Origin of the sequence: Tissierella simiarum, from assembly GCF_018917865.1 — a bacterium.
Taxonomy (GTDB): Bacteria; Bacillota; Clostridia; order Tissierellales; family Tissierellaceae; genus Tissierella_C; species Tissierella_C simiarum.
The window spans coordinates 42,451-68,741 of record NZ_JAHLPM010000020.1 but is presented as its reverse complement, the minus strand read 5'-3'; the positions used below and the strand labels follow the sequence as shown (position 1 = coordinate 68,741).

Below are 26,291 nucleotides of genomic sequence, written 5' to 3'. Positions count from 1 at the left end.
ATAGTATTTTTAAATTCTTCTGTATATCTTTTATTACCTTTTGGCATTTAGACACTTCCTTCCTTAACTATATTTTATAGTGTTCGGATTTTTGTGTCTACAATATTATACTAACACCAGATTGCATGCCATAAGTTACTATCAGGTGCATTATCAACAGAATGAATAGGTTGAAGAGTAGGAAAAATTGGCTCGCCAAATTGAGCAACTGAAACTAGCTCCGTGATTGGTATGTTCTCGGTATTACCAGTTGCTTTGTTACGACAAAGGGCAGTATCTTCATCTAATTTCAGCACCGTATATACATCATTAATGTGGCCTGTTTTTTGTGCAACAGTAGATCCACGTTTGATAGAAACCTCATAAAGTGGAGTGCATTCAGGGATATGCTCCTCAAATACAAGTCCAAATTTCTTATTTTTTGAAATGCGAGCAAATTCTTGTTCCAAGCGGCTACGCAAAGAAGTGTCAGGAATTTGACGCAGTAAATCATTAATTGCAGCCATGTTTTTTGATCCTCCTATGTTTAATAATCATTTGATTCGTATTTACTCCACGAACGACCAAATAATTCATTTCCGTCCGATAAGCGCAAGACTGCTGTTTCTTCTAAAATTTTATGCGCCTTCTCAGTTGTAGAATCAGCTTTATCAAACGCAATGAAAACCTGGTGCTTGCTAGACTGGTAACGTTCCAATATGTGCTCTAGATGTATATCTTCAATACGTTTTAGAATATTGGAATCATGTATAAGTGCAGGAACTGGACGTAATTCTAATACACTCAAATCGTACACAATAAGGCTCTTGAATGCCGTTCCCTCGCTTGTGTTTCCAGGCGTTTCAAAAAAAATTTCTTTTTGTGGAGTGATATACAAAAGGGGAGCAGTTTCCTGTTGCTCAGTTACTACGCCGTTAATTATATTCATGCGCAGATTTATGTCATCTTGTATTTCATCCAATTTTTCAGTTTGTTGCTGCAACAGTTTTTCAAGTATTTGTTCTGCTTCAGCCCGTGCTTCTTGAAGCTCTTTTTGGTGAATCAACTCAGCTGTTTCTTCCTCAAGCTTATCAATACTTTTAGACACATTAACACACTGAGAGAGTACCCTCTCAGACATCTCTCTAGTAAGACCAGACTCCTCGATTTTTCGATTAAGGCGGTTAATTTCTTTGTCATACTCACCGATTAGTGGTTGTAATCGCTCGATTTCCTGATCCATTTCTTCGCCTAGTATTTCTCTGATTTTCCTATGAAAATGTTCAATCTCTTCAAATGCTTTTAAATTAGTATTTGGGAAAAAATGTACCAGGGAATCAAATTCACTTGCGGTGTCGGCTTTGCTATCAGCAATATTGCTCTTTATAGCATTAAGCTGCGATTGCAGGAGATTACGCTTGCGAACAAAACTATTCAACTCTTTTTGAACTGCTGTTATTCGTTCAAATGTCTGAGTATCAAATCCGAACATTGCTAATTGTGCTTCTTCACTATTTTTCATCAGTTTTTTGAGCCTTTTTTTCAACGATTCTATTGTCTTTTGATTACTTTCAATTTTCTCTATGTCTACCTTCTGACGCTGACGAGATTTAAGTTGTGAGGATTTAATTCCGAGTTCTTCCTCCATGCTTTTTATAGAAGCGAGAATTTCGTAGTGTCCGAATAGCTTTAATAGAAAATCTACAGCTTTCTCATCCTGCTCACGAGGCTTTGTAAGTAATGGATACTTTTCTAGTGTATTTTCTCGCCCATAAATCCGGTAAAAACGCTCGGTTATTTCCGAAAATGTAAGTGCCGGAAGTCCAATTTTATATTCTTGAAAAAGAAATCTTCGATATTCATCAAGCGTCAATTTTGCGATGAAATGGTGCTCATTATCACTTCGATATACATTTTTAGGATCATCAGTACTTCTGTAGAAATAGTATGGATTTCCCTCAAACTCAAAAGTGAAATAGATGATATGCGGGCCTATTTCTTTTTTTATATCATCAGTCAGGGAGTAGTAGCTTTCACCACCGAATACATAATCTATAATCCATAGAAATGTTGATTTTCCAATTGCATTGCTACCACCAGCACTACCTAAAACTGTATTTAAGCCCGAGTTAAACCGGATAACTCGATGATCCGGAGCAAATTTATCGCATTGAATTTCTTTTAACATAGTGCAGTACCCTCCCTTCCTCAATTAATTCAATTTCACCTAAAGCAAACAAGCAGTTTAAAGCACTCAGAAAATCAGCCATGCCTTTTTTACGAAAAGCTGTTATTTCAAACAACTCTTTAGGGGACATGTCCTGTTGTGCTAATGCCTCTAAGATATCTGGAAAAAGAGCAATAACGCTATTAGTATAGGGAATTACTTTATTTGGTAATCTCATCGAACACCTCACACCTTTGTACGAAGTAGGAGATAATAATCTCACAAGCTCCTCTATATTTGCGTCCTGTTTTTTCAAACAATGTTTCAACAAGAAGATAGTAAATGGTGCTTTGCGGTATATCTGATTCATTTGCATCTTCATACATCCGTCTAACGCTTTTAGCAAATTTATCAACGTTCAATTTGTTTTCACCCGCCAGCCGATATAATGAATCATTGACCCCCCTATATAACTGTCGTACATCAAAAAGCACCCGATCCTTCAACCGTTTTTCGGTGATTTTATTCTCAACCTTAACAGGTTCGATTTTTAGCTGTGTATCATCGGTAACGTCCATTAAATCGACTTCCCGAAGTACTTGTTCAATTTGTTTTTCTATTGTATATCGTGAAGTAGCATCTCTTGCTATCATAAGATTTTCCAAGTCACGCTTGTCCGAAAGCAAAGCCAATTTATCTTCTTCGGAGGCACTCTGCATTTCGCGTTCACATTCAACACATAGAATCACTTCATCAGTTTCTGAAAGGCGAACTACCTTAGCGTAGTTAATGTCGTTGCCTTCTTTTTTTATACCTAATACTCTTCCGCACTTTTGGCATTTGCCACCTGTTTCTGCAAGCAACACGAGAGAGTGGGCGTCAATCGCAATTTCGTAAGCAGTATTCGGAGACAAATTGCTATATGTCGTAATAAAGCTTATGTCTAATTTTTTATCTTCAAAGGACTTTATGTACTCATCTGTTATCTCACTAACACTACTCTCACAATTTCGATTTTCGACGTAAAGCACTATATATAGAAAGATTCCTGCAAGGAAGTTCTCCAATACAAAGGCATTACGCTTTATAATATCTTCCTTTGTCATGCCGTTTACTATTTCAACGATTGTATCAGGCTTGATGGAGTCATCAGATGCAATAATGTCTTTCAGAGCTAAAACGATTAAACTCCTCTTATTACTATCCAACATCTGGAGAATGCTTTGTTTAAAGTAATCTGAGATATCATGAGGATCTGCATCAGGAGCGGTATCGGTTACTATGGGTGATAAATTTTTTTACCTAGTATTAAATCTGAAACGGTACCATCTTCACCACTAATATCATAAGTAGGCGCAATAGAAAGCAGCATGGTACCACACAATCGTTTTTGTGTAACTCTTTTAGCCATGCATTTCTTTAAAATTGTTGCAAAAGTACCAAAGCATAACTTTTTCATACATTGCGCCCCCTTCAATAATTTTATTTCTTCGGAGTATCATCATCGATGTAGTCAACGATATCGCCTATGTTAACTTCAAGAGCTTTACAGATTCTTCCTAACACATCCATGCTTACCGGTAAATCTTTACCCATTTTTGCCAACGTTGTTGAAGTTAAATTTGTTTTTTCCATCAAATCCTTTTTCAACATCTTTTTATCAATTAAAAGTTTCCACAGTTTATTATAACTAAATGCCATTTTTAACGCCCTCCAAGCATTATTGGATGAGATTCTATGATGTGTTTTTATTATAGCAATTTACTAAGCAGATTTCAATCTATAATCTAAAAATGCTGAGTATAGCTTTACAAATGCTTAGCTTAATTGTAGCGATGTAAATAAATGAAATTTACGGAGTCATAGGGGAGTCATGGCTGAGTCACAGCTGAGGACTTTAAGTGCTTGAATAATTAAAATATATGTAGATGGTAAGATATGTTGTATTTTATGTAAAAAATAAAGTCCTTCGTAAGTAGAATTATCGGACATTTACCGTCAACAAAAAATATCAAATGCCTGATTTGCAATAAGGGCAGAGGATACATATTGCTTCACACTATCCATGAGGATAGTTGCGTAGCAATAGAAGTACCCTTACCTTATTGCGTCTATTTTTAGGGTCTGTGTACTTCTTTTAGGCACAGACCCTATTTTGTATCCTTTGCCACCATTGCTGTCTGGTGGAAAGGAGCTTTTTTATGTTAAGAAATTATAAGACAAGTAAAAAGAACAGAATTAACTATATTTACTACAGTGCAGATGGTAGTAAGACAGTTATAAAACCAGGGGAAGATGGAGTGACAGAAGCAATAATAGAAACGCTACATCAACTCGATGATGAAGCTTATGACATTAATAGAAGTGAAACAAGAAGACATGAAAGTATTGATGACTTAAACGATAAGGCAGAAATGATTATAGACCCTAATGCTGACGTTGAAGATAAAGTTTTATCGGAAATAGAAAATGAAGCTACGAAAAAAATAGTACAAGATATTTTATTAGAATTAAAACCTCAACAAAGAGATTTAATTAATAAGCTATATCTTTCTGATAACCCAATGACCCAAGCAGAATATGCTAAAGAACTTGGTATTGAAGAGTCTAGTGTTTCACAAAAAGCATGGAGAGCAAGGACTAAAATTAAAAAGATTATAGAAAGAAAAAATATTTTTTAAAAAAGTGTAGAGGTCACCCCTCTCCCGTGGCTTATACATAGAGGGGAAAAAATCCCTAGAAAGTTGAGGTGATGAAAAATGCTAAAACATCAAGTAGAAATCAATGTATCTGATGCCAAAGGTAATAAAGTAAATGTTTTGAAAGGTGGAAATATCAAAATTCGTGACAGACTATTAAATTTACTTTTAGGCAATCAGCAGAAAATGTTAGTACTTGTACCAAGTGAAATAGTGGAGTCAGTATCAATCAAGGAGGTAGTAAAAGATGAATGAATTAATCAAAGTCAATTACAACAATGAAAGACCAACTGTATCAGCAAGAGAACTTCATAAATTCCTAGAAATAAAAACACATTTTAAAGATTGGTTTCCAAGAATGTGTGAATATGGATTTGAAGAAGGTATAGATTACAACCCGCTCATTTTTGAGCAAGTTCAAATAGAAGGTGGAAGGCAAGTAGCAAGGAAAATAACAGATTATCAGTTGACCATACCTATGGGAAAAGAGTTATGTATGCTTCAACGAACTGAAAAAGGCAAACAAGCTAGACTATACTTTATAAGAATTGAAGAAGCATGGAATACCCCAGAGATGGTAATGTCAAGGGCATTAAAGATGGCAGAGAATCAGATTCAATCTCTTAAGGTAACAAATTCAAGATTAAGTGTTGAAAATGCAATAATGCATCCTAAAGCAGATTATTTTGATGAACTAGTAGATAGAAATCTTCTAACTAATTTTAGAGATACGGCTAAAGCATTAAAGATTAAAGAGAGAAAATTTATAGCTTTTCTACTGGATAAGAAATTTATCTATCGTGATAAGAAAGGGAAACTAAAACCTTATGCAGATAAAAATAATGGTCTATTCGAAATTAAAGAGACAATGAACGAAAAAACTGGCTGGGTAGGTACACAGACATTAATTACTCCAAAGGGTAGAGAGACTTTTATACTTCTAATTACAACAATGAAGGAGGAGAGTGCCTAATGAGTAGAATAAAATTAGCTTTAGAAGTGGTTAGTGATTTAAGAAATCTGGCAGATAGCATTGAAAGTTTAGTACAAGTTATAGAAACAACTAATTATGAATCAGTAGAAACTGAAGAAAAACTTCCTACATTAGAAGAAGTTAGACATCATCTTGCTTTGCTTTCCCAAAGGGGAAAGCAGGCAGAGGTTAAAGCTTTAATAACTAAATATGGAGTTAGAAAGTTAAGTGAAATACCAAAGGAAAAGTATCCAGAACTACTAAAAGATGCAGAGGGAATACAATGAGGGAACATGCCATACTTTCAGCTTCAGGAGCACATAGATGGCTTGAATGTACTCCATCTGCAAGGTTAGAAGAGAAAATAGTTGAAGAAACTTCTATCTATGCAGAAGAAGGTACATTCATGCATGAGTTAGCAGAACTACATCTTAGCTTATATTTAGAAAGAATGCCAAAGTCACAATTTAATAAAAAACTTCAAGAAATGAAGCAAAATGAGTTTTATACAGAAGAGATAGAAAAAGCAATACAGTCCTATGTGGATATTGTAATTGAAAGAATAAATGAAGTAGGTAAAGACTCTTTGATTCTTTTAGAGGAACAGGTGAACTTTTCTCCATGGGTTCCTGAAGGGTTTGGAACAAGTGATGTTCTAATTATTTCAGGTAATACCATAGAAGTAATAGATCTAAAAGGTGGACGAGGAGTCAAGGTTGAGGCACAAGATAATCCTCAAATGAGACTTTATGCCCTTGGTGCAATTAATGGATTTGGAATCCTCTATGATATAGAAAAAATTCGAATGACTATTATCCAACCAAGACTAGATAATATCTCAATTGATGAAACCACAGCAGAAGAACTTCTAGAATGGGGAGACATGGTAGTTAAGCCAAGGGCAGAAATGGCTTTTAGAGGGGAAGGAGAATATAAAGCATCCGACCATTGTAGGTTTTGCAAGGTTAAGGCAATTTGTAGGGCTAGGGCAGAAGAAAATATGAAACTAGTATACCTCGATTTTAAGCTACCCCCACTTCTTACAGATGGAGAAGTAGCAGAAGTTTTATTGACAATAGATGAACTAAAGAAATGGGCAACTGATGTAGAGGATTATGCTTTTAAAAAGGCTGTAAATGAAGGCAAGAAGTGGACAGGTTTTAAATTAGTAGAAGGCAGGAGGAGTAGAATATATTCAAGTGAAGAGGAAGTGGCAAAGAAACTACTTGATGCTGGATATGAGGAGGAGAAGATATTTTCCAAGTCCCTTCTCAATTTAACAAAACTTGAAAAGGAATTAGGTAAAAAAGAATTTGGGGAAGTATTAGGTTCTTTAATAGAAACACCACCTGGGAAGCTTCAGCTAGTACCAGAGTCAGATAAAAGACCTGAAATAAAGTGTAGTGCAGAATTAGATTTTAAAAACTAAAGGAGAGTTGATAAAAATGACAAAGGTAATAACAGGAAAAGTAAGAATGTCTTATGCAAATGTATTCGAGCCAAAGAGTATTAATGGAAGTGATCCTAAATATTCAGTTAGCTTAATTATTCCAAAGGATGATAAAGCAACAATAGACAAGATTAAATCTGCTATTGAAGTAGCAAAGCAAGAAGGAATATCAAAGCTTGGAGGTAAAATACCAGCTAATTTAAAGACACCCTTAAGGGATGGAGATATAGATAAACCTGATGATGAAGCTTATGCTAACAGCTATTTTGTAAATGCAAATAGCACAATAAGACCAGGAATAGTTGATGAGAACTTACAGCAAATAATAGATACTACTGAGTTTTACAGTGGTTGTTATGGTAGGGCATCAATAGTTTTCTATGCATATAATGCCAATGGAAGTAAGGGAATAGCTTGTGGACTTCAAAATCTTCAAAAGTTAGAAGATGGAGAACCTTTAGGTGGAAGATCTCGTGCAGAGGATGATTTTGGCACAGATAATATTTTAGGTTAGTAAATATGAGAGTTTTAAGTATCGACATCGAAACATTCAGTAGTGTAGACCTCACCAAGTGTGGGGTCTATAAATACACTGAATCAGAGGATTTTGAAATATTACTATTTGGATATGCCTTTGATGATGAAGAAGTTAGAATTGTAGATTTAGCACAAAATGAAAAGTTACCAATTGATGTAATTGAAGCTATATTTAATCCTAGGATAATCAAAGCAGCATTTAATGCACAGTTTGAAAGAACCTGTTTATCAAAATATTTTAATAAAGAAATTCCACTTAAACAGTGGAGATGTAGTATGGTTCATGCATTAACTCTAGGGCTTCCAAGAAACCTTGAGAGTGTTGCTAGATGCTTAAACCTAGAAACACAGAAGATGGATGAAGGAAAGGCTTTAATAAGATATTTTTCAATTCCTTGTAAACCTACTAAGACTAATGGAGATAGAACTAGAAATCTTCCAGAACATGATATAGAAAAATGGGAACTGTTTAAGAAATATTGTAAGCGTGATGTAGAAGTTGAAAGAGAGATTAGAAGGAAAATAGAAAACTATCCAATGACAGATAAGGAATTAAAGCTGTGGTTCTTAGACCAAAAGATAAATGATTACGGTGTAAAAGTAGATAAAGAGTTAGTTGAAAATGCAATAGAATGTGATGAAGGATATCAAAAGGTGTTAATGGGGGAAGCACTAGATTTAACAGGATTAGATAACCCCAATAGCCCAGCACAGTTAAATAATTGGCTTAAAGAAAAAGGAATAGAGGTAGATAGTTTATCTAAAGCAAATGTAGAGGAACTGTTAGATGAAACTGATGACTCAATAGTTAAAAGAATGCTGGAACTTAGGCAGGAGATGTCAAAGACTTCTGTAAAGAAATATGAAGCAATGGATAGAGCAATGTGTAGTGATGAAAGGATAAAGGGACTACTACAATTTTATGGAGCAATAACTGGAAGGTGGACAGGTAGACTTGTTCAAGTTCACAACCTACCACGAAATGATATGGATGATCTAGATTTAGCAAGGGAAATTCTATTAAATGGAGATTATGAAACACTAGAAATCTTATTTGATTCAATACCAGATGTACTTTCGCAGCTTAGCAGTATGATTATCAAGAAAAATAACGAAGTAATAAATGTTACCACAACTAATTATGCAGCTATGGTGTTTGGAATCACTGCAAAGGCAGATACAAACCTTAATTGCAACATTACAATTACAGGAAAGGCAAGTGAAGACTGCTCTATAAAGATATTATTTTCCCTTGATGGAGTATATTATGATTTTAAGCCTATTCAAAAATTAGCTAAGGGTGACAATGTTATAGGACTACCTCTTCCTATGCCACAGGTTACTGCAGGAGACCATACATTTATGGTTTAGCTAGAAGTGACTAATGGAAACTTTATTATTGAAAAAGGAAATCTCCAAGTAACTATTGAAGGAAGGGATCTAGAGGGTGGACTTAGTGCTAGTATTCCTAGGGCAGAAGTTATCTACAGCTTTTTATATAATCTATTTTATATAAAGTTTACTAATTTCAAATATAAAGAAGACTACGGATTTAAAAGCTTACAACCAGATAAAAAGGACTTTATAATAAGTTATACAGAAGATGATTTTAGTAGGAAGTTTAATAGTTATACAAGAAATATGGGGTCGAATATTGATATAGAAGTAGTCGGGATAATAGAGGAATTTTCACCAGATAACAGTGGTAGATATTTATATGATAATGAATGGGTGGTATGGAGTGCTGATTTTGATAAAAATAAAGACGGAACTTATGATTATTATAATAGGGTCAGTATTTTAGAACCAGAGTTAACTAGTGAAGGAATATTTGATGAAAGATTAGAAAATGGAGTTTTATATAGTGCAATCCTACCTAATAGAAACCTATACAATAACTTATTATCTATCAGCCGAGAATTAGAAGAAATATAGGAGGTAAGACATGGGAGTAAGACCTATAATGGCAAGTCCAAAGGGAAATCAAGGAATGACCCTTTATGGAACAAGAAATGATGATACCACTGTAACTTTACCTGACATTGGATTTGATTTCTTATATAATGGTTCTTTAATTAGAATAATATATACTAATGGTAACTCATGGATAGGCATTGGCTCATCATCTGAACACATTAAAATCAATAGAAGGGATACAAGTTATAATAATTTATATTATTCAAGGGAAGAAGAGAATGGATATAAATTATTTAGAGTAAGATTTGAAGGAAATGCTGTCTATAATGGCTGGGGAAGTAACAATCTAGTTTGGGAAGCTTCCTTTTATGAGACAGGTGTTATTCAATTAGTTATAGAAAAGACTCCAAATACTGGTACAGATAGCTTTGTAAATCCAGGAATAGGAACTCAAAGTATGACATTTGAAACTGGTAAATCCTATGTATTTATTTCTGATAGTAAAGATGGAAAGAATTATAAGGTAATAGAAGGATCATATTTTCCTGAGAAGGAAAGATTTTTAATACTTGATGATGAGGGAGTAAAGAACTATCAATTAATTGAAGGAGTTTCTAAATGGGTTAAGGTAGCTGATTTACCTATAACAGAAGAAGTCCTTTTAAATTATGGAAATGATATTTTACCTTCATCTTTAGAAGGAATAGTTGGAGATACACCAAAGGTTTATTATTATACAGATAATCTAGAGGCAGTAGAAAGACCAGAGGAGTTTAAACTTAATATAGGATTAATAACAACAAGTCTTCCTAAAGTAATAGAACAAAGGGAAGATTTTTTAATTCCCGAAGGTAAATCAATATCAAATATAATAACAGAGATATCTACAGATATAATAAATAGTAGTGGAGTTGCCACTAAAACTAATGGCAAAATAAGAATGGCATTTAGTGTAGATGAAGGAGCAACTTATCTTACTTTTGATGTAAATTTATTAGATTACAAGGTAGTTGATATAAATAATCCTTTAGAATTTTTAAATGAAGGTATAGATCCTGAAAATCTAAATGTAATAAATTATGAAAGGCTAAATCAATTAATAGAATCAAATAGAAAGATTAGATTTGCTTACATTTTAGAAAAGCCAACACTTTTAGATGTATGTAAGATTAAAAGACTTAAAATTTTCTATAGTTGAGGTGTTTAAATGGAAGACAGAAATTTAAGGGAATGTATTTCATATAATAAGAATTTCATAAATGATAGCATCATAACTAGTAAAAAATATAAAGAAAATCAAGGTATTAGGGGAAAGGTATTTCTAGAACTTTTTGATGCGAAAACTAAGAAAAAAGTAGAAGAAGCTTATACTGAAAATTTAATTCCAGACTTATATTTTAAAGATACTTTTCTACGGCATTTTGTACAAGGAATTATGGGTGCTGGTGATTCTAGGGATTGTGATAACTATAAATGGTTTAACTATATTTATTTAACTGATAGTGATAAACCTGAAAATATAAATGATCAAAGGATTATGGGAAATATTATTGGTTTCGCAAACAGGGATGAACCATACTCAGGGAATGATCCAATAAGAGGAACTATTAATAGAAATGAAACCAAATTTGAAGTAACAGATAATAAGATAAAGATTAACTTTGTATTTGACTTCCCAACCCATGCTGCAAATGGAAGAATAGAAAGTATATATTGGGCAGAAAGCACACCTGATAATATAGACTATTTTTATAGAGGTCCTGCTATTTATGGCAGAGAAAATAGTGATAGTAGATATAGTATTCCCAGTGATTTAAATCCTAGAAGATATTATGCTGTAAATCGATTATTTGGTAATGCGAAAACAATAAAATTTACAAGCCCTACTAAAGGATGGCTATTAGTAGATGGGAAGAGTACGAGCATTACTCAATCAAGTTATTTACAGTTTCCAGAAAACCTTAAAGGATATTGGCTTATGATACCCTTTGATATTAATACTAATGATATTGCTATTTGGAGTGAAGTAGTAAGACTTTTAAATAATGATGGAAGTGCCTTAGAAATAGATAATAGTAATCCTATTAAAAAATATGATGGGCTAAGCAATATATCACCTTATATTGAAGAAGATGGTGAACTGGTTTTCATAGGGTATTACACCTATACAGTTTCTAGTAATAATATGATGAGAATTTATAAATGGAGTAAAGTTGGAGTCCTATTAAGTTCTGTTGATATAAATATAAGTCAAGATTTTAAAGATACAGCTTACAATGTTTCATTTACTTATAGAGCAGTTTCAAGCCTAGGTATGTTTATTGATGGATGTATAGATATTGTAGGCACTACTGTAAGAATGGATGATCAGTTTAATGAAAAAGTATATACCAGTAGATGGCTAAGGGTAGATAGTCAGGGAAACAAAGTTCAAGATATGAATATTAAACCTAAAATAGGAAATTCAACTTGGTTTGAAACAAGAGGTATGGATAGTGGGAATATTGAAAGAAGATGCTATATTGAAAGTATTTCTAGAAGTGCAAATAGGATATATTTATACTATACAAGCACTCAGGGAGGAACTAGCTTTTATCAAGTAATAAATAAGCAAGGGAATTTATTAGAACCATATAGGAAGAATTTTTCTATAAATAGTAGTTATTATGCTTATTATAATATACTTGGCACAGATAGATGGATAAGTAGGTATTATGGAGGAAATAGTAATAGTTTATTAATACAAGCACTTCTTACTAGTAAACCCATAGGAGCACATACCAAATTAGCACAACCTGTTGAAAAAACTGAGGCAAATACAATGAAAATACAGTATATGTTTGAAATAGATCTTATTAACTATGGTGAGAATTATTATTAAATGGGAGGGATTTGATTGAAAGATACATTAAACTTAATAAAGGGAATTTTCACAGCTATCGGAGGATATCTAGGCTATATACTAGGTGGACACGATGGCTTTTTATATGCCCTTATTGCATTTGTAGTAATTGATTATTTAACAGGTGTGATGCTTGCAATAATCAAAAAGGAAGTTTCAAGTGAAATTGGTTACAAGGGAATTTTTAAAAAAGTAATGATATTTTTGATGGTGGCAATAGGACATACCATAGATGCTTACCTTATTAAAAATGGAGGAGCAATTAGAACAGCAGTCATCTTTTTCTATATATCTAATGAAGGAATAAGTATCTTGGAAAATTCGGCTAGTATTAGATTACCTATTCCAGAAAAATTAAGGGATGTTTTATTGCAACTTAAGGATGGTGAAAAGTATGATTAAACTTTGCTTTGATTATGGACATGGTGGAAGTGATTCAGGGGCTATATATAAAGATAGATGCGAAAAAGATGATGTATTAAAAATAGGAAAAGCTGTAGCAGATATATTGAGAAGGCATGGAACTTTAGTAGATGAAACTAGAACGAAGGATGTAACTTTGAGTCTTAAAAATAGAAGTGATTTTGAAAAGAAAAAGAAATATGATTACTTTATTTCATTTCATAGAAATGCCTTTAAACCTGAAAAGGTACAAGGTGTAGAAACATTTATCTATATTAATCAAACTGAAAAAGCTAAAAGACTTGCAGAAAAAGTACAGAAGAACTTAGTAAATATAGGTTTTATTAATAGAGGTGTAAAAAAGATAAATTTTCATGTTTTAAGAGAAACAAAATCTCCAGCTATATTGATTGAAATAGGTTTTATCGATAACTCAAAGGATAATGCTTTATTTGATTCAAAGTTTAATGAAATTACTAAAGCTATAGCAAAGGCAATATTAGATGAGGTTGGAATAAACTATATAGAAAATAGTAATGAAGAGGTACTTTACAGAGTAATGGTAGGCTCATATTCAAAGAAAGAAAATGCAGAAAGGCAAGCAGAGAAACTAAAGAAAGCTTGGATTTGATGCTGTAATAATGCCTTATAAAGCTTGACTTCTATCAACTAATAAGTGATATATAGACTACCAAGTTGATAGAAAGGAGGAATTCTAATGCGTGTAAGGATTATACAGCCAACTATAAAACCACAATTAAAGAAAAGGGTATGTGCCTATGCGAGGGTTTCCACAGGTTCTGAACTTCAAGGGGAGTCACTAGAAAATCAAGTCACTTATTATGAAAACCTAATTAAGAGTAATCCTGAGTATGAATTTGTAGAAGTCTTTGCAGATAGAGGGATTACTGGAACTACAGATAATAGACCAGAATTTCAAAGAATGATTAAAATGGCAAGACAAGGGAAGATTGATTTAATCATTACAAAGTCAATATCAAGATTTGCAAGAAATACTACAGTAATGCTTGAAACAGTAAGAGAATTAAAAGAATTAAATGTAGAAGTAAGATTTGAAAAAGAAAATATAAATATATTATCAGGGGATGGAGAGCTAATGCTAACCATCCTCTCTTCTTTTGCAGAAGAGGAAAGTAAAAATATAAGCCAAAATACAAAATGGTCTATGAAAAAGAAGTTCCAAAAAGGAGAACTTGTAATTAACACAAAACTATTTCTTGGATACGATAAGGATGAATTTGGAGATTTAGTAATTAATAGAGAAGAAGCAAAGATTGTTCATAGAATATTTACAGATTATCTAGCTGGTAAGGGAGTATTTACCATAGCAAGGGAACTTAATGATGAAGGTGTTCCGACGATTAAGGGTGGTAAGTGGCAAGAAACAACAATCTTACAGATTTTAAAGAATGAAAAGTATAAAGGTGATGCTCATCTGCAGAAGTATTATACACCAGATCATTTAATGTATAAAAGCTATAAGAACAATGGAGAAGTTGATAGTTATTATATAGAGGGAAACCATGCTCCCATAATATCAAAAGAAATGTGGGAAAAGGCCCAAGAAGAAATTGTAAGAAGAGCAGAAGAAAAAGGAAACATAGAAGGGGATAGAGATAAATACACAAAGAGATATCCTTTAACAGGAATGCTTTACTGTAGCAAATGTAGATTCTCTTTAAGAAGAAGAACCTGGAATAGTAAGCATAAATGTAGGAAGATAGTATGGCAGTGTAGTAATTATATTATGAATGGAAAGGCTTCATGCACAGGAACTACAGTTGATGATGAGATTATAAGCAACCTTAATATAGATGAAGAAACGGTCGTCAAGGAGGTTATAAAGGATGGCAAAAAACATTACATTTATACCAGCAAGAACGAGAAACATGAATCTTGCAGAGAACCTAGAGCCACAGAAAAAGAAAATGGCAGCATACTGCAGGGTGTCAACAGACCAATTAGAACAACTATCTAGCTATGAAGCACAGGTAAGTTATTATACAAACTTCATAGAAAACCATCCTGATTATGTAATGGCTGGAATTTATGCAGATGAGGGTATAACGGGAACTAATACAAAGAAAAGAGAACAGTTTAATAAAATGATTAAAGATTGCAAGGCTGGAAAAATAGATATGATAATAACTAAATCAATTTCTAGGTTTGCCAGGAACACCCTAGATTGTTTAAACTATGTAAGAGAACTTAAGGAATTAGGAATTGGGGTAATTTTTGAAAAGGAGAACATCTCAACATTAGACTCTAAAGGAGAAGTACTAATAACAATACTAGCAAGTCTTGCCCAAGACGAAAGTAGATCTATCAGCGAAAACTGTACCTGGGGAATAAGAAGGCAATTTGAACAAGGAAAAGTAAGAGTAAATCACAAGAAGTTCTTAGGCTATGATAAGGATGAAGATGGAGAGCTTATTATAAATAAGGAAGAAGCGAGGATTATAAAAAGGATTTACAAAGACTACCTTGATGGCAAAGGAGCCAATAGGATAGCAAGAGAACTTGAAGAGGAAAAAATTCCAAATTGGAGTGGAAAACCTAAATGGTATGAAAGTAGCATAAGAAAAATGCTGAGTAATGAGAAATACAAAGGAGATGCCCTTCTTCAAAAAACCTATACTGTTGATTTTCTAACAAAAGAAAGGGCAGTAAATAACGGAGAAGTTCCCATGTACTATGTAGAGAAAAGCCATCCAGCAATTATAGACAAAGAAATGTGGGAAGCAGTTCAGCTTGAAATGAAAAGAAGAAAAGACTATATGGAAAGGTATGGAGTTAGACAACTTGATTTTATAAAGGTAGAAGACAATCCATTTACAGGAAGAGTTATTTGTGGAAACTGTGGTAGTGCCTTTGGAAGAAAAACTTGGAATTCAACAGATGAGAACTTAAAGAGAAGAGTGTGGCAGTGTAATAGAAAATATGAAAAGAAGGGTGAAGTAAGGTGTAAGAATAAACATATAGATGAAGAAGTTTTATATAAGGCATTTGTTAGTAGCTTTAATGCCTTGGTGGAAAATAAGGAGTATTTTATAAAGGATTGGAAAGCTGAAGATGAAGATGAGTTAAGGAGATATAGGGCTAGGGAGTTTATAGAGATTATAGGGGACGGAGAGTTAATTAAAGAATTTAATATAGATTTGTACTTTAAGATGATTGAGAAGATGACAGTGTTTGAGGATGGGAAGATAGTTGTAAGTTTTCTGGGTGGAACAGAGGTTGAGTGTGTAATTGAATAAGGTGGAGATTGAGTTTAGAGCCAGTTGGGATTTGAGGAGAAATCTTGATTGGCTTTTTTTGTTTATTCATATATAATTGTGGATAAAATTAGAAGTGTTTAAAAATTAGAAATTTAATACTGGAGGGGTTACATGGATACCATAAAAAGATACAAAGAATTGTTTCTTAGTGATAATAAAGGAAATATTAATTATGAAAAGAATATCGAAGATTTCTTTGATTACTTAAAAAATATTAATATATTTGATATGCATGAAATTAAATTTGAAAACTTCTTAGAAAGTATTTCTTTTTTGAATGATAAGAATATAATAAATAGGGAAAATACAGCAAATAGATATTTAGAAGCAATTAAAGCTTTTTATAAATTTTTAAAGAGGAATGAATACGCTGATGATATTTTTGAAAGAGCCACTTATCAACAGAATTATGAAGAATATATAGAGACGATTAAATTCAAAAATCCTATAGATAACGCAGAGTTGAAATTTGAAGAGATAAAAATGGTATTGTGCTTTTTAGACGACTATTTTCTTAGGTTTAATAACTATGATGTATTAATGAACAAGAATAAAAAGGCGGAGATGAACAGATACTTTAAGTATCTAAAATTAAGATTATTAATAAAAATAACATTAGTAGCTCCATTTAAAAAGAGTATTTTGTCTAATATAAAATTTGAGCAAATTTTTGAGAAGACTAGAACATTAAAAATTGGTGAAGCAAGATTAGAACTAACAAGTAGCATATTTCATAATTTAATTAATTATAAGGTATTTGTAAAAAAATATATTATGAGCAATAATAATATTACCATAGATGAAAGGGACAATCTAAAAACCTATGTATTTGGAGATACAGAAGATTTTTATCTAATGTTAAATGATTATCTTAATCAATTAGCTTCAGATATTAACAAATCGGGAGCTAAAATAAAGATACCAGATTTTAACCATGAAACATTACGAAAAACAGCAATTATTATGATGGTTAATTCAAATATTGATATTAAGGTAATTTCAAAGCTTAGTGGTAATGATGTTTCTACCTTAGCACAGCAATATTATAGGGAAGATAGAAAGAAGACAATAACTGTTAAAGACTTAGCAGAATTAGACTATTTGAAATATATTTAGAAAATAAAAAATACTTAAGAGTAATTATTTTGATGGAGATCTAATTATAAGAATATATATGATTAATAACACGGATACAGGTATAGAAGCTGGAATTGTTGAAAATATTAAATCGGCTTAAATAGATTATGAGTGCTATTTTGAACATAATCTTGAAAATAGCCATCATTTTTATTTATTTGAAGAGGATGATAGGAATACAGTTATGCATCTAGGAAGGCAAACCAAGAATTTAAATACTAAAAGTGAATGATTGTAATTTTATTCATAATTTAAGGTATGCAAATTACCATAAAGGATAAAGCATATAAAAATTAATGTTAATCGATATGAAATAAAGGGGGAGATGCAAAGTGGGATGAGCATTAATGAGTTTGATGAACAATTAGTCTTGGATATTGAAAATAAATTAGGTTTAGAATTTATAAATAAAAAAAGAATATACAATGGATTTCTAAATGAAAAGTATTTAAAAGAAATTAGTAACTCTGAGAGTATTAGAGATAATAAGTATATTAAGATGCTAGGTATCAGTGTATTTAATTTAATAAAAGCTGAATATATATTTCGGAATAAAACAACAGATTTTGAAACCTTTAAATTTATAGATCAAGGTACTAAAAAGGATATTTTAGACAAATCTGAATGGTTTACAAATATCAATGAAATCTTAAAAATACATAATGAAGATGACAAGCTGTTAACTAGTGCGCATGCTGCCTTCAATATAATCCTTGGGAATTATTATATAGAAAATGGCTATGAAGGTACTAAGATAGTAGTCCTAAAAGATATCGAAAGAGAAATAGATAACTTTATTAAAAAGCCACAATATGATTGGAGTGAAATTATTAAAGAGTGGGGGCGAAACAATGATATAAGAACACAATTTAATTTTGTTGAAAAATATGAAATAGCAGATAAGATGACTTATGAAGTAAATTTAAACATTTTGGATAATGTAGTTACTGGTTATGGTAACTCTATGAGAGAAGCGAGGATTGATGCAGCAAACAAATATGTAGAACAATACCTTTATAATAGCGATGTTTCAAAGTTTATGCTTGATATGAGTTTTAAAGAATATAAAACAAATCATACTAAATTACCTTTTTTAAGGACAAGGGAATTGGAAGATATTGAAGCTATAGAAATAAAAAATACATGGCTTTATAATCAATGCTTTATTCATAGCTCCTATATTGAAGAGAACAAAGATACAAAGTATGACAGTAATGAAAATTTAAGTTATTTAGGTAATTATGTTAGATATTTAATTGTTGACGAGTGTAGATATAAATATAGGAATATTTTAGAAGAAGAATATGAGAATTTATTTACTAAGGCTCGTAGACAAATTACTAATAAAGCCATAAATATAGATTTATTCATGAAGTTAAATTTAGATAATTATATGCTTATGGGAAATATTGTAAAAGAATCTGCTACCATTGTAAATAGCATGGCTAAAAATACTATTAACGCTATATTAGGGGTAGCATTTTTATCAAATGATAAGATAAATAATAATTTTCTGGATATATATTTTCAGCATATTATAAATTATTTGCCAGGAGTAAAAGAGAATATTGTTAGAATTGATAGAGAGAAGTATTCACTTGGAGAGTTTGATATAAGCAATAAGTTGAATGATATTGAAAGTTATAAACAAACTAGGAATATAAAAGATTATGATGCATTATTAAATAGTGAGACTGTATCTCCATTTACAATTTTAAATGCAGAGGATTCTGTAAATGAACAAATATTATATTTAGCTGAAAAAATAAATATTAAAAATATGTATATAGCATCTGGATTCGTGTATAAAAGTGGGTTGGCTTTAATTGAAGAAGCAATTGAAACAGTGCATAGAAGAAGTGGTGACGTGGAAATTATAATAGGTAGTTTACAACATTATAATAAAAATAAAAAAAGTAATAATAATGAAATTATTATGGGAATGGATAAGATTACGGCAGGTCATTTGAATCTTCTAATAAAGGAAAAGAAGATAAGAGTAAAAACCTTAGAAAGTCATTTTTACCATGGTAAGTTTTTTATGTTAGAAGGTGAAAGAAAAAGTTGCTTTATAATAGGATCTTCTAATGTTAGTAATTCAGCTTTTAATATAAATAAAGAATTAAATTTATTATATATATTGGATAATAACGATGATAGCTACTTATATTTCAAGCAATGGTATGAAAATATATCCAGTGAATGCATAAAATTATATGAATTAGATGAGAGATATTTTAATGGTACTGAAATTAATTATATAACAAATTATTCAATAAGAAAAATTGAAAATGCTAAATTTATAGATAAAATTAATCATTTAACTGATGATGAAATAAAATTCAGATTAAATTTATGGATGAAGAAAGAACCTAGTTCTATATACAGTAATTTAGGGATAGAGAGTTTAAAAGATTATTATTTATTTGAATATAAGGAGTATAATTTACTAGTATTAGAATCTTTCGATCCTAAAAATTCATTCTATTGCTTTAGAAATCAAAATGTAGAAGAGCTTTTAATTAAAATAAAAGGCTTAACGAAAACAGAAATATTTGAGTTGAGTTCAATGGATAAGAGAGGATACCATATTAATGATAGACAGAAATTAGAGTTAAATATAGATTTATACTTTCTTATAAGATACTAACTAGGCTAAGATATAAGAAACACTAAAATTGGTTAACTAAATAAATATAGCGTAGTATTTAATAAACTATTATGATATAATGAAACTGTACAATTTAACACCAAAATATCAAGAGTTAGGGTAGAGATTTAGCTCTATGACCCTATACCAACCTGCAATACGTAAGGTGGTCCAGCTAAAAGTTCGATAAGGAGGTGAAAACATAGTGATTTCATATCTTCTTATCTTAGGATGAGAAGATTTTTTATTTTACTAATATTGTATAGGAGATGAATTTATGAATACTACAGGCTTTATTAGAGGCTACATGGCAAAAAATATGAGTGCTGAAGATTTTATCAAGGTAGTTGTTACAGCTTTAAGTAGAGAATTTGAAGAAGAAGTAAAATTAGAGAAAATAAATGATGACAAATATTTAATAGCAATGGATGGGTATAGTATTACAATGAATAAGGAACTTATAGATGAACTTAAAAGTCCATATGGATTAGATAAATATATTTTAGAAAACTTCGAGAATCAAGGGATTATTTTTGATAGAAATAGAAGCCAATATATCAAGTATTGTTTTGGAAATTATAATGGTTTAGAATAAGAAATATTTATGAAGTTAAATAAATCATTTACACCTTGACAAATAGTTGAAGCTGAGCAATTACTATTTGCCAAGGAGGTATGAAAAGTGAATGATGAACAAAGGCAACAGATTAAAATATTACGGTTTCAAGGGTTAGGATACAAACAAATAGCAAATGAAACTGGTCTATCAAGAGACTCCATCAGAGGATATTGCAAAAGAAATGGGTTAGATGGGTATGGAAAAGAACTAATTAAGAAATATAAGAAAATAATAGAGGAAGAATTTGTTTATATCCTATGCCTTAATTGTGGCGTGGAACTTGAACAGAATAAGAGGGGTGCTAGGAAAAAGTACTGCTCAAAAAATTGTAAGATGGAATGGGACAATACCCATAGAAAAGAATATAAATTTATTTGTGAATACTGTGGTAAAGAGTTCAAGGCTTTGGGAACCACTAAGCGAAAGTATTGTGATAATACTTGTTACACTAGGGATAGATTCTGGAGAAAAGAAGATGCAGCTGAGGTAGCAACTAAAATTTTAGAATTCAAGAAAGTGAACAATTTACCTATGTGGCTTAAGGATTTACTCCTTTCAGATAATGAAGAGTAGGGGGAATATCTTTTTCAATTCACACAAGAAAAAGCAAGGGTGGGTATGTGAGAATAAGCATGTGGGGGTATAAATGTTAATAGAAATTGATACTTCTTTGTGAAATCAAAGGATTGAAAAACCAATGGATTTAGCTGAAGTTTTTAAATTTAACGAAACATAAAGGGGGGGATACAAATACGCAAGACCCGCTATTTCTGCGTATTTATATCATACTTTCGCCCCAACCCACGTTGAGTGCGTGGTATTGATGTCAAGGCTGTAGACATTGATTTTATTGGGTTTGCAGGATTACATCAATCTTATCTACTCGACCTAAAGTTTATTTTTACGTTTGGAAAAATATATCTATGAGTAGAAAAAGGAAGATCAGTACTAAGACAGCTGAGCTTAACGCAAAGGAAGAATACAAGAAATATAAGAATTTGCATTTAGATGATGTTTCTAAAGTAGAGAAAGATTATATAAAAGCTTTAGAAAATATGGAAATCAAGCTGTTAGGTAAAGAAAATGAAAAATAATTTTATGTTATAATAATGGGAAGTAGATTATTTTTAATAGAGGGAGGGTATTCTGTGAATTTTTATATAGCATCGAGTTTCAAGAATATTGAACAGGTACGAGAGATTTCTAATGAGCTAAAGTTAAAAGGTTATATCCACACATATGATTGGACTCAAAACGAAAAAGCTAGTTCCCTTGAAAAATTAGCTACTATCGGTGTAAAAGAAAAAGAAGCAGTGATGAATTCGGATTTCCTTGTTATTCTATTGCCAGCAGGTAAAGGAAGTCATATTGAGTTAGGAATAGCCCTTGGGCTTAGAAAACGAATATATATATATTCCCCGACAAATGAAATCTACGAATATGATAAAACAAGCACTTTTTATCATATAGAAAGTGTAAATAAGTTTGTTGGGAGTTTTGATTTATTCACGCAATACCTAATGGAACAAGAAAATCAAGTTAAAATGAATCTTAATAAGAAGGATTAAACCGTCTTTTATTATGTAATCTATAAAGTTATTTTATAAAAGTAAGGTTTGAGAGGTATAATTATTGAAAATATACCCTTCCCCCAAGGGGCTACCAGCCCCTATGGTCATCAGAATCACAGCAACAAGGCATGTGGAGTGCATAGCGTTGATACAAAAGGAAATTATGTAGAAATCCTCAGATTCAAGCAGTTTCATGACCATTTTGAGTTTATAGAAGATGAGCATAATTTCAAGAAAAAAGTATTAAAAAAATATTTCAATGTTTCAGTAGTAGTCAACCTAGTCTGTGGAGATACAAAGAAATAAATTAAAACTAAATAAATATAACCTAACAGCAAAATTAAACCCTTGCTGTTTTTTATGTCAAAAATCAAGGAAGGAGGTATTATTTATGGGGGAAATAAATTTTAGCTATTACCATGGCAAAGAGTCGGAGAAGTTTTCATTCTTTAGAATACCAAAGGTACTGTATATAGATCCAATATTCAAAAATCTATCATCTGATGCTAAGGTACTCTATGGAATACTCTTAGATAGGATGGAATTATCTATGAAAGATAATTGGGTTGATGAAAATAATAGAGTATACATTTACTTTACCATAGAAAATATCATGGAAGTTATGGGCTAGGGAATAAAAAATCTGTAAAGGTACTTTCAGAACTTGATACAGAAAAAGGAATAGGACTTATAGAAAAAGAAAGGCAGGGACAAGGAAAGCCTACTAAAATTTATGTAAAAAACTTTATTGTGGATAACTTTTCAGAGATGTCAAAAGGTTAAAAATAAACAACAGGAGAAAAGCCTATGAATAAAATAATAGAAGATATAAGATATGAATTTTCTCTAATCAATAAAAAGAAATTATTTTTAAAATTTGTGCCATATATTTTTATTTACTATACTTTTAACAAATTGGGAGAAATGTATAGGTGGTTGTAATCAGATAATTTCTTTATTACTATTTATCAGATGTTGCTTTACATAGGACAATTATTCAAACCGCCATTTCCAAGTTTTTATTATAAAGATATAGATTTTGGAATAGCAGGGGTATTTGGAATATACTTAGTAGTTTATTCCAAAGGAAAGAATGCAAAAAAATATAAAAAGGGAGAAGATTATGGTTCAGCTAGATGGGGAAATTCAAAAGATATTAAACCATATATAGATACAATTTATGAAGAAAACATTATCTTAACGAAAACTGAAAGATTAATGATGAATGGAAGGGAAATACGAGATGGGAAAGGGAAAATTATTTATTAAAGAGATAAAAAAGGAAAGATAATATACGAGCCATATAGAATCAAAGTATTAAATACTATTAACTTTAAAAAGTCTATGCGTTATAACCCTTTTGGGTATATTAACTCCGAAAAAGACATATTGAAGCTAGTAAATACTATAATTGCCAATACCAAGGGAGAAGGTGAAAAAGCAGGAGAAGACTTTTGGGTAAAGGCAGAAAAACTATATTACACAGCCCTAATAGGATATATTTTCTATAAAGCTCCAAAGGAAGAACAAGAGCGGTATATTGAATTGGCTGATGGAGGGTTATCGGCTGATGCTGGAAACGAGGATGGATGCGCTGTCGCGTGAGGCAAATCCGCATGGGGACGATACCGGCGAGAAATTTCCGCTGGATTAAGATTTGTGGAGCCGACCGGATTTATCTATCATAAGTATCATATGTGTCATGTTCGTGGCAAAATATATATCCGCACCAGGTCATCCTGCGCGGGTATATGATACATATGAGAGATATGATACATGGTTTGGTGCGGCTCCGCATTTTTCTTCGCTGCTGGTGAAAGGGGCTGGATAGTGGCGATAATGAAGGGATATGGCGGTTTGGGGGGTGAGTTGTGTTATGCTTATTAGGAACGACACCTAACTGCAAACTTAATATTTTGGTATGTATAACCGCATAAAAAGATAACCGTCCTCCATATCGTCTGTCATTTCAAAGCCTAGGCTACTCCATAACCTTTGTGCGGCTATATTTTCCGGCTCAACTGGTAAAGAAATTTTACTTGCGTTGTACTCTTTACACAAATATTCAACACAAAGCCTAGCTGCTGCCACTCCATAGCCTCTTTTCTGAAAACGGCTATCTATCATGAAATTTATGATTTGATGGTTCTCTTCGCCAATATACATTAAAACATAGCCCACCATCACATCATCGGCATAAATTGCAAAGTGGCGCGAATCATCATAAAACACCCACGCCTCGGCCAAAGACCACGCGACAGGGTCTACAAAGTCTGCATTGGCAACAGATGCACTCAAATTCAAACACTCTTCATAATTATCTTCGTTAATCGTTCTTAATTCTACCAAAAGAATCCTCCTTTCTTAAACATAGCCAAGGTTGTTTAATATAAATAATACCGCGTTACGCCTATTTCCTTCGTGTTCGTATAAAAGAATGGTACAATATAGCTCACAAACAGTATAGCAAAATCCGATGCGAGTTGCTATGTCTTTTTATTTGCGGAGCCGATCGGGTTTATTTATCATAAGTATCATATATCCGCGCCGGGTCATCCTACGCGGGTACATTATACTTATGAGAGATATGATACATGGTTTGGGGCGGCTTCAATAAAAAGAAGGTATATAGATTATGTAAAGAATTAAATGTGCTAAGACTCCAAAGGATTGTTAAACCTAAGTATCCAAGGAAAATAGTTCAAAATAGAGACATTACAAACTCTAATTCCCTTTGGGAAGTAGATATTAAATATGGTTACATCCATGGTGAAGATAGATTTTTTTATATAGCCTCTTTTCTAGATGTATATGATAGAAACATAGTAGAATACCATTTAAAACCCCAAATAAAAATGCCCGTATAGAATCTTTCCATAGATTACTAGAGGATAAATATTTATGTATAATAAAAGAAGCGAGAAACATTAAAATATAGATAATCTAAGAAAAAGAAAGTATTCGTGAGTTTTTGTCCAATATTAATGGGTCAATCCGCAACAATTGATAGGGAAATCAAAAATTATGAGTTAAAACTTCGAGAAGTAGATTTGAATAAATCTCGCCTAGAAAATGAAACTTGGTACTTTTCTATAGTGGATGTTATATCAATATTAACAGATAGCAATGAGCCTAGAAGATATTGGAGCGATTTAAAAATTAAGTTAAAAAATGAAGGAAATGAACTGTACGATAAAATCGTATAGTTGAAAATGACAGCAGCAGATGGTAAAAAAAGAATGACGGATGTTGCTGATACAGAAGAACTTTTGCGAATCATACAATCAATTCCATCCCCGAAAGCAGAGCCTTTTAAAATGTGGCTTGCTAGGGTGGGCAGTGAAAGAATTGATGAGACTATTGATCCTGAACTTACCATTGACAGAGCACTGGAAACATATCTTAAAAAAGGATATTCACGTGAATAGATAAATCAAAGATTACAAGCCATTCAAGTACGTAAAGAATTAACTGATGAATGGAATAATCGAGGTGTAAAACAAGGAATTGAATATGCAATACTTACTGATGAAATTACAAAAGCATGGGCAGGATTAAGTACAGGACAATATAAGAATCTTAAAGGATTAAAAAGGGAGAACTTAAGAGATAATATGTCTACATTGGAGCTTGTACTAAATATGCTAGCTGAAGCAACTACTACAGAATTATCAAAGACCATTGAACCTAAAAACTTTGATGAAAATAGAGGAGTGGCAATAAAAGGTGGAAGTATTGCAGGAAATGCTCGGAAGGAAATTGAAAACACTACTGGTAAACCTGTTCTCACAGAAAAAAGTGTTGTTGATTTTACTAGAGTTATTGCAGATATTATTATTGATAGGGAAGACAATAAAAAATAAAAGCAAATAATGCAAGTAATCAGAAATATATAATTCCACCAAGGGGATACTATCTCCCTACGACATCTTTATTGACCTCTCAAGGCACGTGGAATCCATAATCCTGTTGCAAAAGAAAAATAGATA

At 31.9% G+C, this 26,291-nt stretch carries 32 protein-coding genes and 1 pseudogene; 26 read left to right on the top strand and 7 right to left on the bottom strand.

Annotated elements, in window-relative coordinates; translation table 11 throughout:
- Positions 1–110 precede the first annotated feature (110 nt).
- From KQI42_RS17970 to KQI42_RS17945, 6 genes are all read right to left on the bottom strand, one after another.
- Positions 111–506 carry a hypothetical protein gene (locus KQI42_RS17970; RefSeq protein ID WP_216521763.1) on the bottom strand — a complete coding sequence of 132 codons (396 nt, stop codon included), beginning with the start codon at positions 504–506 and terminating at the stop codon, positions 111–113.
- Positions 507–526: 20 nt separating this feature from the next.
- Positions 527–2,167, bottom strand: coding sequence for a DUF2326 domain-containing protein (locus KQI42_RS17965; protein ID WP_216521762.1), 1,641 nt, complete (start codon positions 2,165–2,167; stop codon positions 527–529).
- Positions 2,142–2,384 carry an ABC-three component system middle component 7 gene (locus KQI42_RS17960; protein WP_216521761.1) on the bottom strand — a complete coding sequence of 81 codons (243 nt, stop codon included), beginning with the start codon at positions 2,382–2,384 and terminating at the stop codon, positions 2,142–2,144. Before KQI42_RS17960 ends, KQI42_RS17965 begins: the two co-directional genes overlap by 26 nt.
- Positions 2,368–3,357 carry an ABC-three component system protein gene (locus tag KQI42_RS17955; RefSeq protein ID WP_216521759.1) on the bottom strand — a complete coding sequence of 330 codons (990 nt, stop codon included), beginning with the start codon at positions 3,355–3,357 and terminating at the stop codon, positions 2,368–2,370. Before KQI42_RS17955 ends, KQI42_RS17960 begins: the two co-directional genes overlap by 17 nt.
- Before the next feature lie 68 nt (positions 3,358–3,425).
- Positions 3,426–3,605: a hypothetical protein gene (locus tag KQI42_RS17950; RefSeq protein WP_216521757.1), complete on the bottom strand. Its 180-nt coding sequence runs from the start codon at positions 3,603–3,605 to the stop codon at positions 3,426–3,428.
- Positions 3,606–3,628: 23 nt separating this feature from the next.
- Positions 3,629–3,847: a helix-turn-helix domain-containing protein gene (locus tag KQI42_RS17945; protein ID WP_188497529.1), complete on the bottom strand. Its 219-nt coding sequence runs from the start codon at positions 3,845–3,847 to the stop codon at positions 3,629–3,631.
- A gap of 500 nt (positions 3,848–4,347) precedes the next feature.
- Here KQI42_RS17945 and KQI42_RS17940 point away from each other — a divergent pair, with 500 nt between their 5' ends.
- The 23 genes and pseudogenes from KQI42_RS17940 to KQI42_RS21905 all read left to right on the top strand — a co-directional run.
- Positions 4,348–4,827, top strand: a complete 480-nt coding sequence (locus KQI42_RS17940; RefSeq protein WP_216521756.1) for an RNA polymerase sigma factor — start codon at positions 4,348–4,350, stop codon at positions 4,825–4,827.
- A 78-nt stretch (positions 4,828–4,905) separates the two neighbouring features.
- A complete protein-coding gene (locus KQI42_RS17935; RefSeq protein WP_216521755.1) occupies positions 4,906–5,100 on the top strand; it encodes a hypothetical protein in 195 nt (64 codons plus the stop codon).
- Positions 5,093–5,818, top strand: coding sequence for a phage antirepressor KilAC domain-containing protein (locus tag KQI42_RS17930; RefSeq protein ID WP_216521753.1), 726 nt, complete (start codon positions 5,093–5,095; stop codon positions 5,816–5,818). The genes KQI42_RS17935 and KQI42_RS17930 overlap by 8 nt, the downstream gene beginning before the upstream one ends.
- The gene (locus tag KQI42_RS17925; RefSeq protein ID WP_216521752.1) at positions 5,818–6,105 is read left to right on the top strand and encodes an rRNA biogenesis protein rrp5; all 288 of its coding nucleotides are present in this window, start codon (positions 5,818–5,820) and stop codon (positions 6,103–6,105) included. Before KQI42_RS17930 ends, KQI42_RS17925 begins: the two co-directional genes overlap by 1 nt.
- Complete coding sequence (locus KQI42_RS17920) at positions 6,102–7,247, top strand: DUF2800 domain-containing protein (RefSeq protein ID WP_216521751.1); 1,146 nt, start codon at positions 6,102–6,104, stop codon at positions 7,245–7,247. The genes KQI42_RS17925 and KQI42_RS17920 overlap by 4 nt, the downstream gene beginning before the upstream one ends.
- Positions 7,248–7,263: 16 nt before the next feature.
- On the top strand, positions 7,264–7,782 hold the full coding sequence (locus KQI42_RS17915) for a DUF2815 family protein (RefSeq protein WP_216521750.1): 519 nt from the start codon (positions 7,264–7,266) through the stop codon (positions 7,780–7,782).
- A 5-nt stretch (positions 7,783–7,787) separates the two neighbouring features.
- Positions 7,788–9,176, top strand: a complete 1,389-nt coding sequence (locus tag KQI42_RS17910) for a DNA polymerase family A protein (RefSeq protein WP_216521749.1) — start codon at positions 7,788–7,790, stop codon at positions 9,174–9,176.
- Positions 9,177–9,182: 6 nt separating this feature from the next.
- Complete coding sequence (locus KQI42_RS17905) at positions 9,183–9,740, top strand: hypothetical protein (protein WP_216521748.1); 558 nt, start codon at positions 9,183–9,185, stop codon at positions 9,738–9,740.
- A gap of 10 nt (positions 9,741–9,750) precedes the next feature.
- The gene (locus tag KQI42_RS17900; protein ID WP_216521746.1) at positions 9,751–10,920 is read left to right on the top strand and encodes a hypothetical protein; all 1,170 of its coding nucleotides are present in this window, start codon (positions 9,751–9,753) and stop codon (positions 10,918–10,920) included.
- 9 nt (positions 10,921–10,929) lie between these two features.
- Positions 10,930–12,603, top strand: coding sequence for a hypothetical protein (locus tag KQI42_RS17895; protein ID WP_216521745.1), 1,674 nt, complete (start codon positions 10,930–10,932; stop codon positions 12,601–12,603).
- A gap of 15 nt (positions 12,604–12,618) precedes the next feature.
- Positions 12,619–13,026 carry a phage holin family protein gene (locus KQI42_RS17890; RefSeq protein WP_216521744.1) on the top strand — a complete coding sequence of 136 codons (408 nt, stop codon included), beginning with the start codon at positions 12,619–12,621 and terminating at the stop codon, positions 13,024–13,026.
- Positions 13,019–13,657, top strand: coding sequence for an N-acetylmuramoyl-L-alanine amidase (locus KQI42_RS17885; protein WP_216521743.1), 639 nt, complete (start codon positions 13,019–13,021; stop codon positions 13,655–13,657). The genes KQI42_RS17890 and KQI42_RS17885 overlap by 8 nt, the downstream gene beginning before the upstream one ends.
- A gap of 87 nt (positions 13,658–13,744) precedes the next feature.
- Entirely contained in the window at positions 13,745–15,025 is a 1,281-nt protein-coding gene (locus tag KQI42_RS21095; protein ID WP_246566729.1) for a recombinase family protein, read from the top strand.
- A complete protein-coding gene (locus KQI42_RS17875) occupies positions 14,937–16,304 on the top strand; it encodes a recombinase family protein (protein WP_343231721.1) in 1,368 nt (455 codons plus the stop codon). The genes KQI42_RS21095 and KQI42_RS17875 overlap by 89 nt, the downstream gene beginning before the upstream one ends.
- 132 nt (positions 16,305–16,436) lie before the next feature.
- Positions 16,437–17,441, top strand: a complete 1,005-nt coding sequence (locus tag KQI42_RS17870) for a hypothetical protein (RefSeq protein ID WP_216521741.1) — start codon at positions 16,437–16,439, stop codon at positions 17,439–17,441.
- 358 nt (positions 17,442–17,799) lie between these two features.
- Entirely contained in the window at positions 17,800–20,112 is a 2,313-nt protein-coding gene (locus tag KQI42_RS17865) for a phospholipase D-like domain-containing protein (RefSeq protein WP_216521740.1), read from the top strand.
- A 277-nt stretch (positions 20,113–20,389) separates the two neighbouring features.
- On the top strand, positions 20,390–20,707 hold the full coding sequence (locus KQI42_RS17860; RefSeq protein ID WP_216521738.1) for a hypothetical protein: 318 nt from the start codon (positions 20,390–20,392) through the stop codon (positions 20,705–20,707).
- 87 nt (positions 20,708–20,794) lie between these two features.
- Complete coding sequence (locus KQI42_RS17855; protein WP_216521736.1) at positions 20,795–21,304, top strand: hypothetical protein; 510 nt, start codon at positions 20,795–20,797, stop codon at positions 21,302–21,304.
- 350 nt (positions 21,305–21,654) lie between these two features.
- The gene (locus KQI42_RS17850; RefSeq protein WP_216521735.1) at positions 21,655–21,825 is read left to right on the top strand and encodes a hypothetical protein; all 171 of its coding nucleotides are present in this window, start codon (positions 21,655–21,657) and stop codon (positions 21,823–21,825) included.
- A gap of 54 nt (positions 21,826–21,879) precedes the next feature.
- On the top strand, positions 21,880–22,299 hold the full coding sequence (locus KQI42_RS17845; protein ID WP_216521734.1) for a hypothetical protein: 420 nt from the start codon (positions 21,880–21,882) through the stop codon (positions 22,297–22,299).
- A 48-nt stretch (positions 22,300–22,347) separates the two neighbouring features.
- Positions 22,348–22,608 carry a hypothetical protein gene (locus KQI42_RS17840; protein WP_216521776.1) on the top strand — a complete coding sequence of 87 codons (261 nt, stop codon included), beginning with the start codon at positions 22,348–22,350 and terminating at the stop codon, positions 22,606–22,608.
- A gap of 85 nt (positions 22,609–22,693) precedes the next feature.
- The gene (locus tag KQI42_RS21090; RefSeq protein WP_246566728.1) at positions 22,694–22,933 is read left to right on the top strand and encodes a replication initiator protein A; all 240 of its coding nucleotides are present in this window, start codon (positions 22,694–22,696) and stop codon (positions 22,931–22,933) included.
- A gap of 431 nt (positions 22,934–23,364) precedes the next feature.
- Positions 23,365–23,907: pseudogene (locus KQI42_RS21905) on the top strand (type IV secretory system conjugative DNA transfer family protein); the annotation flags it as partial.
- Between the two features lie 303 nt (positions 23,908–24,210).
- Here KQI42_RS21905 and KQI42_RS17825 read toward each other — a convergent pair.
- Positions 24,211–24,651: a GNAT family N-acetyltransferase gene (locus KQI42_RS17825; protein WP_216521732.1), complete on the bottom strand. Its 441-nt coding sequence runs from the start codon at positions 24,649–24,651 to the stop codon at positions 24,211–24,213.
- 635 nt (positions 24,652–25,286) lie between these two features.
- Between KQI42_RS17825 and KQI42_RS21075 the strand changes: the two genes are divergently transcribed.
- The 3 genes from KQI42_RS21075 (at position 25,287) to KQI42_RS21065 (ending at position 26,165) form a co-directional block, all read left to right on the top strand.
- Positions 25,287–25,508 (top strand): BRO-N domain-containing protein, encoded by a 222-nt coding sequence (locus tag KQI42_RS21075; RefSeq protein WP_246566725.1) that lies wholly within the window; start codon positions 25,287–25,289, stop codon positions 25,506–25,508.
- 6 nt (positions 25,509–25,514) lie between these two features.
- A complete protein-coding gene (locus KQI42_RS21070; protein WP_246566724.1) occupies positions 25,515–25,730 on the top strand; it encodes a BRO-N domain-containing protein in 216 nt (71 codons plus the stop codon).
- A gap of 186 nt (positions 25,731–25,916) precedes the next feature.
- Positions 25,917–26,165 (top strand): hypothetical protein, encoded by a 249-nt coding sequence (locus KQI42_RS21065; protein WP_246566723.1) that lies wholly within the window; start codon positions 25,917–25,919, stop codon positions 26,163–26,165.
- Positions 26,166–26,291: the final 126 nt, after the last annotated feature.